Here is a 12,923-nt window from a genome sequence, read left to right as displayed (position 1 = left end):
CCATGCTTATGCTGTTGCAGCTCGTCGACGTCGTCGAGAAGGTCATCGTGCGGCTCGCCCGCTTCGTCGTGATAGCGAGCGGGATCGCGCTCACCCTCGTCACCACGGGCAATGTGATCGCCCGCTATACCCTGAGCGGCGGCTTCTCCTTCGCGCAGGAGCTGCCGATGCTGATCTTCCCCTGGTTCATTCTGGCAGGGATCGTGCTGGCCGCACACGTCGGCGGACACATGGCCGTCGAATGGCTCTACGACAAGCTGGGACAGCGGCTTCGTATTGCCGCCTTCGTGCTCGCTAGCGCGGCCAGCGCCTCAGCCTTCCTGGTGCTCAGCTATCAGGCAATGGTCGTCGCGGAGATCGCGGGCGTGGAACACAGTCCCGTGCTGCAACTGCCAAACAGCGTCGGATACTACTCGCTGGCTGTCGGCGCCTTCCTCGTCGCTATCGTCACGGTCTCCGTCGCGGTGAGGGTGCTTCGTTTCGGCTGGGAACAGCGGACCAAGGTCGGGGCAGAGGAGATGCCGCTATGACGCTGATAATGATCATCTCGTTCTGCATTCTCATGGTGCTGGCCGTGCCGGTGGGCTACGCGCTCATTATTGCGGCGGGCGTCGGTGTGCTTTTCAATGGCTACGTGCCGCTTTCCGTGGTTGCACAGCAGGTTTACGACCAGACCCAGTCCTTTCCCATGCTGGCGCTGCCGTTTTTCATGCTGGCTGGGACGCTGATGCTTGGCGGTGAACTCGGCCGGCAGCTCCTGGCGCTTGCGTCGAAGGCGATGCAGCGCTGGCGCGGAGGCCCGTTGTCGACGACGGTCGTCTCCTCGGTCGTCTTTGGCGGCGTATCGGGCTCGGCTGTTGCGAATGCCAGTGCGCTAGGATCGGTGCTCATTCCGTGGCAGAAGAGGCAGGGTTATCCGCCGGCGCTCTGCGCCGCGAACAATGCGACCTCGGCAGTCATTGACGTGCTGATCCCGCCGTCGATCCCGATGATCCTTTATTCGCTCATCAGCGGTGTCAGCGTCGGCAACCTGTTCCTGGCGGGTATTGTTCCAGGACTCTTTATGGCAGCGAGCTTCGTCTTCGTCTGCTGGTTGGTGTCGATTCGGCGTGGCTACAGCACGCAAGCCGTGAAGGTGAAGAAAAGCGAGCTGGCGATGCTCGCGCTCAAGAGCTTTCCTGCAATTCTGCTGCCCATCCTGATCGTTCTGTTCCTGCGCTTCGGTTTCGCGACCCCGACCGAGGTGGCCGTGCTGTCGGTCGTGTACTCCCTTTTGCTGAGCCTGCTGTTTTACCGCGACCTGACCTGGACGAGGTTCTGCGAGAATGTGGTCGAGGCGGGCGTTGCGACCGGCGTGGTCATGCTCGTCATCATGGGAAGCGCTGCTGTCGGCTGGGTCCTCACCTTCGACCAGGCGCCGCAACAGATGGCGGCATGGGTGGCGGACAACATCTCGAGCCCCATCCTCATCATCCTGCTGATGAACATCCTGATGCTGATCGTCGGCATGCCGCTCGACATGCCACCGGCAATCCTCCTGCTCGGCCCGATCTTCGTGCCTCTGGCGGACGCGATTGGCCTCGACCGTGTGCAACTCGGCCTGATGATGGTTATCAACCTGGGGATCGGCCTCTACACGCCGCCCATCGGGACGACTCTATTCATCTCTTCCTCGATCGCAAAGACACCGCTTGGTGCGACGACACGGGAGCTGTGGCCGTTTTTCGGCATGGCGATGCTTCTTCTGCTCGCCGTCAGCTTCATTCCCGGCCTGACGATCTATTGAGGGGAGAAGCGTGATGTCGAACGCACAACAATTCGTCCTATCGGTCAAAGGGCTGACCAAGTCCTACGGCGCTACTTCCGTGCTCAAGGGTGTCGATTTCTCGGTTGCTCGCGGCGAAGTCCACGCGCTCCTCGGAGGAAACGGCGCGGGCAAATCCACTTTGATCCGCGTCATCACGGGTTCGGCCTCTAAAGGTGAGGGCGAAATCATCTTTCGGGATCCTGCCGGTGCCGCTCGCACCGAAGCGGAGGGGCGGCGAAAGGTGGCGGTCGTTCATCAGGAGCTGGCGCTGTTGCCGCATCTGACGGTCGCCGAAAACATCGCCCTGCCGCATTTTCGAAAGGGTTTTGCACCGTTCAGCCGCAAGGGCGCGCTGCGGCACGCCCACGAGGCGCTGTCCATGATCGACCGCGATTTCGCGTCGGCCTCCGTTCATCGGCTTGTTGGCGACCTCAGCCTCCACGAAGGCCAAATGGTCGAGATCGCCCGCGCACTTTCTTCAGGCGCCGATTTGCTTCTGCTTGATGAACCCACGGCAAACCTGACCGCCGCCGAAACGGAGCGCCTGTTCTCGGTCCTGAGGCGGCTCACCCGCAATGCGGGGCTCTCGGTCGTCTTCGTGTCGCACCGAATGAGGGAGATCAGAGAGATTGCAGATGTCTGCACCATCATCCGCGACGGTCGTACGGTCGTGGACCGGGTGCCGACGGCAAGTCTCAGCGACGCGGCGATTGTCGAGAAGATGGGTCAGCTCGCCGCTTTCCATTCCGCCGAGCACGCGCCCCTCGCACGAGCGAGGGTCAGCGGCGAAGGCCTGACGGTCCGGGAAGACGGGAACGAGCTGGAATTCGCGCCGGGCACCATAGTGGGGATTGCCGGTGCTCCCGTCGGACCACAAGCGCTAATCGATGCTCTCGTGGGCGCTGCCCGGTCGAAGCGCTGGACCGTCTCTCGTGCCAAATGGCCGACCCGGTTTTCTTCGCCGCGGGAGGCGGCCAGGCTCGGGGCCGGATTCGTCACCGGCGACAGGTCGCAGAAGGGCATACTTCACAGCCTGCCCATTCTCGACAATGTGCTGGCGTCTCGGCGCGTCGTTCGCGGCAGCCTGTTCGCGGGCGCCAGCGAGCGGATCGAATGTCTGGATCTGTTGCAGGCACTGAAGGTTAAAGCCGATTCGATCTGGGACCTGCCGAGCACGCTCAGCGGCGGGACGCAGCAGAAGCTCCTCGTGGCGCGCTGGCTGGGCGTTCCCTCGCATCTCCTCGTTCTCGAGGAGGCAACACGCGGCGTCGACATCGGGACAAAAAAAGAAATCTATCAACTCATCCGGCAAATGGCGTCGACCGGCACGATCATCGTCTGGTGGTCCACGGAGAATGTTGAGCTTCTGGAGGTATGCGACAGGGTCATCGCCTTCGATACCGAGGGACGTTGTTCCGGCCTGATAGAGCATGGCGATTTGAGCGAGGACAGGCTCGCTGAACTGACGGGATTGGCGGCATGACACATACGACCACACAAGGCACGCAAGCGGCTGGTCAGACGCCTTCCGCAATCAGGCACCGTGAGAGCATCATCGGGACGTATCGCACCGAAGTTGCAATCGCCGTTGCAATCGCGCTTCTAGCGCTTGCCGTAGGCTCGCAGGTGCCGCAGGCGCTGAGCTGGGGCAACTTCGCCAACGTTACCCAAGCTGGAGCGCCGCTGATCATCATGTCACTCGGCGTGCTTCTCGTCGTCATCACTGGGGGCATCGATCTGTCCGTTGGCTCAGTCTTTTCGCTGACCGGCATGGTAACTGCGCAGGCCATGGCGTACGGCTATGGCGGCGTCGCGGCAAGCATGTTCGGCTTGGGCGTGGGCCTTGTGTTCGGCTCCATCAACGGCTTTCTAGTGACGATCGTAGGGCTCGCGCCCTTTGTGGTGACGCTGATCACATTCGCGGTTGCCGGCTCCCTTGCCTTTATCGTGACCAATGGTCGCTCTATGCCGATCCCAGATCCGGATTTCTGGCTCTTGAACAGTGGCAGCCTCATTCCAGGCCTGCCTAACTACATTCTGTTCTGCCTGGTCCTTCTGATAGCGATCGAAATCTTCCTGAAGAAGATGGTGGCCGGCCGGTGGTTCTACGCCGCAGGCAGCAGCGCCGCGGCAGCCTATCTGCTCGGAATTCCAGTCAAGCGCACCAAGTTCTTCGCCTATGTGGCCTCGTCGCTTCTGGCGTCTTTCTCCGGCCTGCTGACGATCTCCTATATTTTGAATGCCGAATCCACCGCCGGCTCGAGCCTCATGTTGCAAGCCATCGCAGCGGTGGTGATCGGCGGCGCGAGCCTCCTCGGGGGCACGGGGACCGCAGTGGGAGCCGTGCTCGGCGCTCTGATGATCACTGTCATTCAGAACGGCGTCAACCTGATGGGCATCAACAGTTTCTGGCAAGGCTCGGTGACGGGTCTCGCAATCCTGATCGCGGTCGTGATCGACCGCTTCAGCAAATCCCGGCGCGGGGCCGGCTGAGAGTGACATCGGCGTCCGCGCCGGTTCTTTTGGAGGAGAAAAAGCATGAAGAACAAACTTACGACAGCGCTTATCTTGACTGCTGCCATTGTGGGAGCAGGAGTTGGCCTTACAGGCGTACAGGCGGAGGAGAAAAAGACGGTCGCCTACCTCGCGCCCTCGCTCGACATTTCCTACTGGCAATGGGTTGGCTACGGGGTAAAGAAAAAGGCCGAGGAACTCGGCATGGACTATGTCGAGTACACGTCCGAAAACTCGCCCGCCAAGCAGATGGACAACGCCAGGACGGCGGTAACGAAGGGCGTGGATGCGATCGTGATCGGTCCGGTGAGTTCCACCAGCACGCCGCCACTGCTTGCCTACCTGAAGTCACAGAACATTCCGATCGCTTTCGCCGGCATTGGCCCCCAGCCCGGACAGACGGACTATACGTCGTCGGTTACCGCGAACAACTACGAGACCGGAAAGGCTCAAGGCAGTTTTGTCTGCAAGCTCGCCAAGGATCGCGGCGGAAGCAAGGTTGGCATGTTGTCGCTGCCGCAGGATCGGGAAAACGCCCAAAAGTACCTCAAGGGTGCCAAGGAAGCATTCGCGACCGACGGATGCGAGTTGGCGCAGATGCTCGAAACCCGCGGTCTGACGGTTAACGAGGCCGTCACGCAGGCGAACGACATGTTGACGGCGCATCCCGACATCAAGGCAATCTACGGCATGTATGACGAAGCCGGAACGGGCGCGGCCAAGATACTCGAGACGCGTGGCCTCACCGGCAAGGTGGGCATTGCCGTTGCAGACGGCAGCCCGACCACCATCGGTCTCCTGAAGGCGAACGCCATCCAGGGCATCTTCTTCCAGGAGGCAGTCGGACAGGGGCTCGATGGAACGCAACAGGTGTTCAATGCACTCACCGATGCGCCTGTTACGAAAGACCTGGCCTTGGTCATGCCGCTCGTCACCGCCGACAAGGTAGACTCGCCCGAAGCCAAGGCTGTCGTCGCTCGCGTCTTCCCGCCCAGCAACTGATATCGATAGGGTGTCGGGACTTGTCCGGGCACCCCCTGCCTCCCAATCGGAAACGTCAAACATGGATGACCTTCCTATCGTCGACCCCCATTTCCATCTCTGGGACTTGGACCACAACTACTATCCTTGGCTCTCCGACGGCGTGAAGCCGTCGGCTTTCGGCGACTATACCGTCATCAACAAGACCTACCTTATCGGTGATTTCCTTGCCGACGCGAAGAACCAGAACCTCGTCAAGGCGGTTCACCTCGACGTCGGTTATGATCCGAAGGATCCGGCCGGCGAGACGCGTTGGCTGCAAGGCGTGGCGGACAAGCATGGATTTCCGCATGGGATCGTCGGTTACGCTGACTTGCGGAAGCCGGATGTGGGCGAACTTCTCGACGAGCACATGCAATATGCGAACTTCCGCGGCATCCGCCAATCCATGAACTTCCACAAGGACCCGGCCAAGACCTACCTAACCCAGGCGGGGGTAAGCAGGACACCCGAATGGCGGCGGGGATTTCGTGAAATGGCCAAACGCAGACTGAGCTTCGATCTCCAGCTCTACTACTGGCAGATGGAGGAGTTCCTTGACCTCGCGCGCGATTTTCCGGACGTTCAGATCATTCTCAACCACACCGGCATGCAGGTCGACGGACCCGATCATTTCGAAGGTTGGTGTAAGGGAATGCGGTTGCTGTCGCAGGCGCCGAACGTCGCCTGCAAGATTTCCGGCCTTGGCATGGGTGACTGGACCTGGACGACGGCATCGATCCGGCCCTACGTCGAGGAAGCGATCGCCGCCTTTGGGTTGGAACGCTGCATGTTTGCTTCCAACTTCCCGGTGGACAAGCTGTTTTCCAGCTACGATGCAATCTTCAACGCCTTCAAGGACATCACGAAAGGCTACTCAGGCGATGAACGCGCCGGTCTCTTCCACGATAATGCGGTGCGGTTCTACCGTCTTTGATTCTGACGCAAAGACCCAGCGCTGCCAGGGCCAGGGATCGGGGCGGTCTGAAGCGAGGCACTGCTGCGCAAGCTGCACCCGTCGGCGAAGGTCTGCAATGACTCCAAAATTGAGACGATCATCGCCTTCACCGCAGGTGTCTGCTTCGGGTCGATCGTTCCGTTTCAGATTACGTCTCAGTCGGAACAGCAGTCATACTCAACATGCACTTTTAGAAATTTGCGGCCATGAATTCCCGTACTTCGTCGGCAATCCAATGCCTGAATGCGCGAACCTTCGGGTGATCTTGATCGCCTATCTGGTAAACAAGATCGTATCCCCATTCGACCTCCAGCATGGCTTGCGGGAATATCGACACAAGGCGGCCTGCCACAAGGTCTTCTGCGACCAGAACGCTCCGCCCCAGGGCCACGCCTTCACCCCGGATCGCCGCCTCGATGGACATGCTGCCGTGACTGTATCCGTGGGTCCTTGGATATGGCAAGTCCATCATCGCGAACCACCTTTCCCATGTCGTGGTCATGCCGATCTCGTGGATGAGCTGGCATTTGGCAAGCTCGCTGGGAGATCGAAGCCCACCGATTCGGTCGAGATAGTCCGGCGCACAGACCGGGGACACTGTCTCGTTCATGATGCGCTCGGCGGTCGCGAAGGGATATTGGCCGGCCCCATAACGCAGGGCCACATCGACGTGACCTGCCGCGAAATCGATCGAAGCGTCGGTCACTTCGAGATGGACGTCGAAATCCGGATACCGAGCCATCAACCTGTGCAGTCGCGGTGTCAGCCATTTGCTTGCGAAGGAAACGCCCGAGCTGACGACGAGGCGCGTGGTGTCGTTCTTGCGGCGAACGTTTTCCGCCTCGCGTGCGAGTTCGGAGAGCAGACGGGTGACGGCACTGAAGAACGAGATGCCGGCGCAATGCTGTTGCTCGCAATCATGTGGGGCCTTTCAATTCCGATCACGAAGCGGGGCCTTGAATCGATCCCGCCTTTGACGCTCACCGCCATGCGTTTCCTCGTGGCGGTCCCATTGTTTCTGGTCTTGGCGGCAGGTCGGCTTCGTGTGCCGTGGCAAGCTGTCCCCAGCATCATAGCGCTCGGCGTGATGGGCATTACGCTGGGCAATGTCGCCCAGTCGTTCGGTGTACAAGGCACATCCGCGTCGGTCGGAACGATCATGTCCGCGACAATTCCGATCATTATCGTGATCTTGCGGCGCTGCGTCTCAAGCAACCCGTGGCGGGTCGGCAGTGGATTGGATTGCTCGCAGCCTTCGGCGGCATTGCCCTGGTGGCGGTGGGAAGCGGATCGGAAGTTGACGACCTGTCCAGGACCACGGTCGCTGGCGTGGCTTGGATGCTCGTCTCGGCGGTTGCCATCGCCTTCTACTACATCTGGAGCGCCGAACTCACCGAGAAGTACGGCACCTTGCCCGTGGCGGCATGGAACGCTGTGGCCGGCCTGGTCGCGATCCTGCCTCTGGCCGGTTGGGAGATGACGCACGAACCCATGCAGATCACGATGCAAGCGCTATGGGCGACAGTGTATCTCGGTGTCATGGTGACGGTCGCGGGCCTGCTGTTGTGGTTGTATTTTTTGCGGGCTGTTTCGGCCCGGGCGCGGCGAGCGTCCAGTATCTTCAGCCGGTCTTCGGGATTGCCGCTGCGTCGTTTCTGTTCGGCGATCGGCTCGGCCTGATGTTCGCGGCGGGCGTGGTCCTGATCTTGGGCGGTCTGGCGTTGGCGGTGGCCAACAAGCGGCCAGCCCCCGAGGAAGCTGTAGCGCATGAGGCGCCTCCTCGAGGTCGAGCGGCCTCACATCACCAGCCGTCGCGAAAGCCTAGCAGCCTCTGGTACCGGACTTGCCGCCTGCGGTGGAGGTGGTCCTGAGGGAGGCGGAAAACAGAAAGCTGCTCTTCCTGCTGAATTGCGATGCGGAGCCGGTGGAGGTCACGTCCCTGCCTGCCGGGATCGAACTTTTGTCCGGCGATCCGGTGAACGAAGCGCTGAGGCTTCAGCCATATGGCTGTACTGTCATTCGCCTCAGATGAGGATCGTCACGCCAGAATTTCAAGATCACTTGGCAGCGGCGGCCGCAGCCGCCACCCTTCGCTACCCCGCTACGCGGCCCCCGGTTGGTTGATCGTTAGGAAGTGACGGACGACGGGCTTGCCTGGGCCAACATGGTAGGCGAGAACCTTCCCCTGTAGGTCGGCGTCGGCGTTGGACACCCTTTTGTGCTGGCGAAGATGCTCGGCCCAGGATTCCACCATGAACCATTCGACGATCTTCTGAGGGTCGGCCGAATCCTCGGTGACACCCCATCCGTAGGCACCATCGCGGCGACGTTCCTTGGAAAGGTGATCGATGGCATGTAGGAATGCACTCCGATGCTGCTTCTCGACCTTGTACTCGATCAGGATCAGAACCGGGCCACGATCATGGGCGACGGGTTCGGCGACAAGAGGCTCGGGCCAGTGGTTCGACGGCACCATGTCGGCATCGCCGGCTGGAAGCTTCACGCGGTGCATGATGAACCCGGCGATGAGCAGGCCGATGGCTCCGATGATCAAGGTGGACTGGATGCCGACAGCCTCGCCGACCGCGCCCCACCCCAGGCTTCCAGCAGTCATCGCACCGTTGAACACGGTCAGGTACACAGCAAGACCACGACCGCGCACCCAGTTGGGCAGGACAGACTGCGCCGTGCCATTGAGCGTTGTCAGAGCGGTGATCCATGCACCACCGAGGAAGAGGAGGACGACAATGGCGACCCACTTCGGTGGAGCGAGAGCAAGGACTCCCATGACGGCTGCAGTGATCAGCGCAGCGCCGAGAAGCAGGCCGTCAGAACTCAGGCGTTCGCGCACCTTCGGCATGACCAAGGCTCCACCGATCGCACCAGCTCCGACCGCACCAAGGAGAATACCGTAGAAGCTGGCATCGCCTCCAAGCAGTTGCCGGGCAACGAGCGGGAGGAGCGCCCAGACGGCGCTGGCGAAGGCGAAGAAGATCGCGGCGCGCAGGAGGACGACGTGCAGTGGCGTGCTTGAGCGGGTGTAGCGAAGTCCGGCCCGAAACGCACCGAAGAAGTTCTCCTGGAGCGCGTCGTTTGCGTTCTTAGCCCGCGGCCACCAGACGAGAGCTGCGATCACCACGATGTAGCTGGCAACGTCCGCGCCATAGGTGATCCCGGCTCCAAGGGCTGCGAGAAGCAGGCCGCCCGCAGCAGGCCCGATGGAGCGAGCGATGTTGATGCCGAGCGAGTTCAGGGCTACCGCGCTCTTCACGTCCTCGCGTTTGACCAGTTCGGGAACAATGGCCTGCCATGTCGGCCCCATCAGAGCAGCGCCAATGCCGCCCAGGAAGGTCAGACCGATCAGCGCGCTGACCGACAGCATGCCCGTCTGGGACAGGACCATAAGCGAGATGCTGACGGATGCCAGCAGGAGCTGGACGGCGATCAGGAACCTGCGGCGATCGAGGATGTCGGTGAGAACACCCGCAGGAATTGCAAGCAGGAAGATCGGCAGGGTTCCGGCCGCCTGGACCATGGCGACCGCAGCCGGCGATGCCGAAAGATCCGTCATCAGCCAGGAGCTTGCGACGTCGCGCATGAAGCTTCCGGTATTGCCAAGGACGGTGGCGATCCAGAGAACCGCAAACACAGGCTGTGCGAGTGGCGCGAAGGTTCCGCCGGATGATTTTGTAGCGCTCATTTGCCTGCTCCCTTGGCGAGATCGGATGCGGCGACCAAGAGGAATGCGCCAGCGAGGCCAACATGTTCAAAGAAGGCGTTGGTCGCCATCATGCGGTCCATGCCGGGAGCCATCTCCCAGAAACGGAGGGCGATGAACGTTGCCATGAGCGTGAAGGCCGCGAGGGCCAATGCTCCAGCCCAACGGAAGAAGCCCGAGACCACCATGGCAGAAGCCGTCAGCTCGAACACGATGACGGCGACCGCTAAGAAGGCGGCTGGGTGGAGATCGAAGTGGTCCATTTCGGCCAGTGCGCCGTTGAAATCGAAGATCTTGGTAAGCGGGCCCTGGATGTAGGCGGTGCAGAGCGCAAGGAGCGACACGGTTCGCGTGACCGGAGAAGCGACGATGCGTGCAAGACTGCTCCGGACCGGATTCGACAAATGGGATTGGTGGGTCATATCTGCTCCTGCATGTTTGCCGATCTGATTGAGCGGCTGCGTTTGATGGAGCGATATTGGCGGGTTACCGTCTTGCCAACAATTGCAGCAGTCGTTTCGATTTAATTGCGGTTTCTGAAATTATCGGGACGGTCGCTCGGGCGGCGGCGTGGCCGCCCCAGCGCAAAGCTGAGTTTAGACCGCCCAGCAGGAGCAGCCGAGTGCGCCGAAGAATCCCTTGACGTCGGCGATCGGAAGTTTGGATGTCCAAGCCCCGGCATGGTCATGGCCGTGCACGCCGCAATCGCTGGCGCATCCGCATGTGGAGATCGCCGTGCGGCGCAAGGAGCGAGCGCCTGCGCCTTCCGGTTCACCCCAGGCTGCATAACCGCCGAACTTGCGGACAGGAGACCAGTCGGGCATCGCAGGCGGGATGTCGTTCTCGTCGAGCGTCTTGAAGTCGCCCGCGCCGTAGACGATCTTGCCACCGACCATGGTCAGTTCCGACACGAGGAAGGAGATCTCATCCTCTGCGCAGGAGAAGAAGTCCTTGTTGGGAACCACGAGGTCCGCGAACTGGCCCTTCTCGATACGGCCCTTCTTGCCCTCTTCGTTCGAGAACCATGTGACCTTTTCGGTCCACATGCGCAGCGCCGTCTCGCGATCGAGGCAGTTTGCACGCGGGTAGATCTGCATTCCGCCGACTGTCTTGCCGGTCACCATCCAGGAGAGCGAGACCCACGGATTGTAGGAAGCAACGCGCGTCGCATCCGTACCTGCCGAGACATTTACGCCCTTGTCGAGCATGCGCTTGATCGGCGGAGTGGCTTCCGCCACTCCATGGCCGTAACGCTCGACGAAGTATTCGCCCTGATAGGCCATGCGGTGCTGCGTGGCGATGCCGCCACCGAGTGCGGCGATGCGGTCGATCGAGCGATCCGAGATGGTTTCGGCATGGTCAAAGAACCAGTTCAGTCCTTCGAGCGGAATGTCCTTGTTGACCTTCTCGAACACATCGAGGGCGCGGGAGATGGTCTCGTCATAGGTGGCGTGGAGACGCCAGGGCCAGCGGTTCTCGACCAGAACCCGGACGACCTCTTCCAGTTCGCCTTCCATTTCCGGAGCCATTTCCGGACGGGGCTGGCGGAAGTCCTCGAAGTCGGCAGCCGAGAAGACCAGCATCTCGCCGGCACCGTTGTGACGGAAGTAGTCGTTGCCCTGCTTGTATTTGACCGACTGCGTCCAGTTCAGGAAGTCCTGTTTCTCTTCCTTGGGCTTCTGGGTGAAGAGGTTGTAGGCCAGACGCACCGTCATCTGGTTCTCATCGGAGAGCTTCTGGATGACCTCGTAGTCATCCGGATAGTTCTGGAAGCCCCCGCCCGCATCGATCACGCCTGTCACGCCGAGGCGGTTCAGTTCGCGCATGAAGTGACGGGTCGAGTTGACCTGGTAGTCCAGAGGAAGCTTCGGCCCCTTGGCGAGCGTCGAGTACAGAATGCCCGCATTCGGCTTAGCGAGCAGCATGCCAGTCGGGTTGCCGTTGGCATCGCGCGTGATTTCGCCGCCGGGCGGGTTCGGCGTATCCCGGGTGTAGCCGACTGCGCGGAGAGCGGCACCGTTGAGCAGCGCACGATCATAGAGGTGCAGAAGGAACACGGGCGTGTCGGGCGCGATCGCATTGATCTCCTCGATAGTCGGGAGGCGCTTCTCGGCGAACTGGTGCTCGGTGAAGCCGCCGACGACGCGCACCCATTGCGGCGCGGGCGTGATCGCCACCTGGCGCTTCAGCATGTCCATCGCATCGGCGAGCGACCGAACGCCGTCCCAGCGCAGCTCCATGTTGTAGTTCAGGCCACCGCGAACGACGTGGGTGTGGTTGTCGATCAGACCCGGAAGGACGCGCTTGCCCCTGAGGTCGACAATCTTCGTGTTGGCACCAGCCAGCGCCATAATCTCGCTGTCGGATCCGACTTCGAGAAACAGGCCATCCTTGATGGCGATCGCCGTGGCGTTCGGGTTGGTCCGGTCGAGGGTCGTCACGCGGCCGTTGTGGAGGATCAGGTCGGGATGCATGGTGTCTACTCCGGTCTGGTTGGGATCGGCGGCTTTCGCCGGGGAGAAGAGGTTCGAGAACGCCAGGCTCGACGCGCCCCCAAGAAAGGATCGACGAGTCGTCATCAGCTCCGCTCCTCCGCTGTCGCCTCCGCCTGATGGGCGAGGTCGATCCGATCGCCGCCCTTCGGCAGGTGGCCGAACATGTGCGGCTTGACTTGATGAAGCCATGAAACGGCCGCCGGCTCCCTGCTCCACAAGGTCTTTGCGAAAGGGATGATCTGTTCGCCGACGAGAATGCCGAGCAGACCGACCAAGGCGATGACAGGCGGAGCCGGCGAGCGCACGTTCAGGAGGCTGTAGACGATGCCCACAAGCAGACCTGCACCGAGAGAAAGAAGATAGATTTTCACGGGATGTCCTCCACGCTTAGAGAAAGGCCGCTCCGACGGG

At 61.3% G+C, this 12,923-nt stretch carries 13 protein-coding genes and 1 pseudogene; 9 read left to right on the top strand and 5 right to left on the bottom strand.

All coding sequences use genetic code 11. The annotated features are described in order from the left end of the window. Nucleotides 1-2 precede the first annotated feature (2 nt). From CO664_RS22930 to CO664_RS22905, 6 genes are all read left to right on the top strand, one after another. Nucleotides 3-530 carry a TRAP transporter small permease subunit gene (locus CO664_RS22930; protein ID WP_097527357.1) on the top strand — a complete coding sequence of 176 codons (528 nt, stop codon included), beginning with the start codon at nucleotides 3-5 and terminating at the stop codon, nucleotides 528-530. Beyond that, nucleotides 527-1,786 (top strand): TRAP transporter large permease subunit, encoded by a 1,260-nt coding sequence (locus tag CO664_RS22925; RefSeq protein ID WP_097527356.1) that lies wholly within the window; start codon nucleotides 527-529, stop codon nucleotides 1,784-1,786. The genes CO664_RS22930 and CO664_RS22925 overlap by 4 nt, the downstream gene beginning before the upstream one ends. Nucleotides 1,787-1,799: 13 nt before the next feature. Beyond that, nucleotides 1,800-3,290 carry a sugar ABC transporter ATP-binding protein gene (locus tag CO664_RS22920; RefSeq protein ID WP_097539997.1) on the top strand — a complete coding sequence of 497 codons (1,491 nt, stop codon included), beginning with the start codon at nucleotides 1,800-1,802 and terminating at the stop codon, nucleotides 3,288-3,290. Beyond that, nucleotides 3,287-4,300, top strand: coding sequence for an ABC transporter permease (locus CO664_RS22915; protein WP_097539996.1), 1,014 nt, complete (start codon nucleotides 3,287-3,289; stop codon nucleotides 4,298-4,300). Before CO664_RS22920 ends, CO664_RS22915 begins: the two co-directional genes overlap by 4 nt. Nucleotides 4,301-4,345: 45 nt before the next feature. After that, nucleotides 4,346-5,323, top strand: a complete 978-nt coding sequence (locus CO664_RS22910) for a substrate-binding domain-containing protein (protein WP_064253085.1) — start codon at nucleotides 4,346-4,348, stop codon at nucleotides 5,321-5,323. A gap of 61 nt (nucleotides 5,324-5,384) precedes the next feature. Further along, on the top strand, nucleotides 5,385-6,278 hold the full coding sequence (locus CO664_RS22905; protein WP_097527353.1) for an amidohydrolase: 894 nt from the start codon (nucleotides 5,385-5,387) through the stop codon (nucleotides 6,276-6,278). A gap of 211 nt (nucleotides 6,279-6,489) precedes the next feature. On the opposite strand, the gene CO664_RS22900 is transcribed toward CO664_RS22905, so the two are convergent. Further along, the gene (locus CO664_RS22900; protein WP_337441827.1) at nucleotides 6,490-7,164 is read right to left on the bottom strand and encodes a LysR substrate-binding domain-containing protein; all 675 of its coding nucleotides are present in this window, start codon (nucleotides 7,162-7,164) and stop codon (nucleotides 6,490-6,492) included. 36 nt (nucleotides 7,165-7,200) lie between these two features. Here CO664_RS22900 and CO664_RS31740 point away from each other — a divergent pair. The 3 genes and pseudogenes from CO664_RS31740 to CO664_RS22890 form a co-directional block, all read left to right on the top strand. Next, nucleotides 7,201-7,434: pseudogene (locus CO664_RS31740) on the top strand (EamA family transporter); the annotation flags it as partial. A gap of 107 nt (nucleotides 7,435-7,541) precedes the next feature. Next, entirely contained in the window at nucleotides 7,542-7,979 is a 438-nt protein-coding gene (locus CO664_RS31735; RefSeq protein WP_337441826.1) for an EamA family transporter, read from the top strand. Nucleotides 7,980-8,154: 175 nt separating this feature from the next. Further along, entirely contained in the window at nucleotides 8,155-8,331 is a 177-nt protein-coding gene (locus CO664_RS22890) for a Beta-galactosidase C-terminal domain (RefSeq protein ID WP_337441764.1), read from the top strand. Between the two features lie 69 nt (nucleotides 8,332-8,400). On the opposite strand, the gene CO664_RS22885 is transcribed toward CO664_RS22890, so the two are convergent. From CO664_RS22885 to CO664_RS22870, 4 genes are all read right to left on the bottom strand, one after another. Beyond that, on the bottom strand, nucleotides 8,401-9,999 hold the full coding sequence (locus tag CO664_RS22885; RefSeq protein WP_097539995.1) for an MFS transporter: 1,599 nt from the start codon (nucleotides 9,997-9,999) through the stop codon (nucleotides 8,401-8,403). After that, nucleotides 9,996-10,439: a DoxX family protein gene (locus tag CO664_RS22880; RefSeq protein ID WP_097539994.1), complete on the bottom strand. Its 444-nt coding sequence runs from the start codon at nucleotides 10,437-10,439 to the stop codon at nucleotides 9,996-9,998. The genes CO664_RS22885 and CO664_RS22880 overlap by 4 nt, the downstream gene beginning before the upstream one ends. A 174-nt stretch (nucleotides 10,440-10,613) precedes the next feature. Beyond that, entirely contained in the window at nucleotides 10,614-12,596 is a 1,983-nt protein-coding gene (locus CO664_RS22875; RefSeq protein WP_097539993.1) for an amidohydrolase, read from the bottom strand. Then, the gene (locus CO664_RS22870) at nucleotides 12,596-12,883 is read right to left on the bottom strand and encodes a XapX domain-containing protein (RefSeq protein WP_097527348.1); all 288 of its coding nucleotides are present in this window, start codon (nucleotides 12,881-12,883) and stop codon (nucleotides 12,596-12,598) included. Before CO664_RS22870 ends, CO664_RS22875 begins: the two co-directional genes overlap by 1 nt. Nucleotides 12,884-12,923: the final 40 nt, after the last annotated feature.

Origin of the sequence: Sinorhizobium sp. NG07B (assembly GCF_002532005.1) — a bacterium.
In the GTDB taxonomy this organism is placed as follows: Bacteria; Pseudomonadota; Alphaproteobacteria; order Rhizobiales; family Rhizobiaceae; genus Sinorhizobium; species Sinorhizobium fredii_C.
Note: the sequence above shows the minus strand (reverse complement) of the source record. Positions and strands in the feature narration are given on the sequence as shown.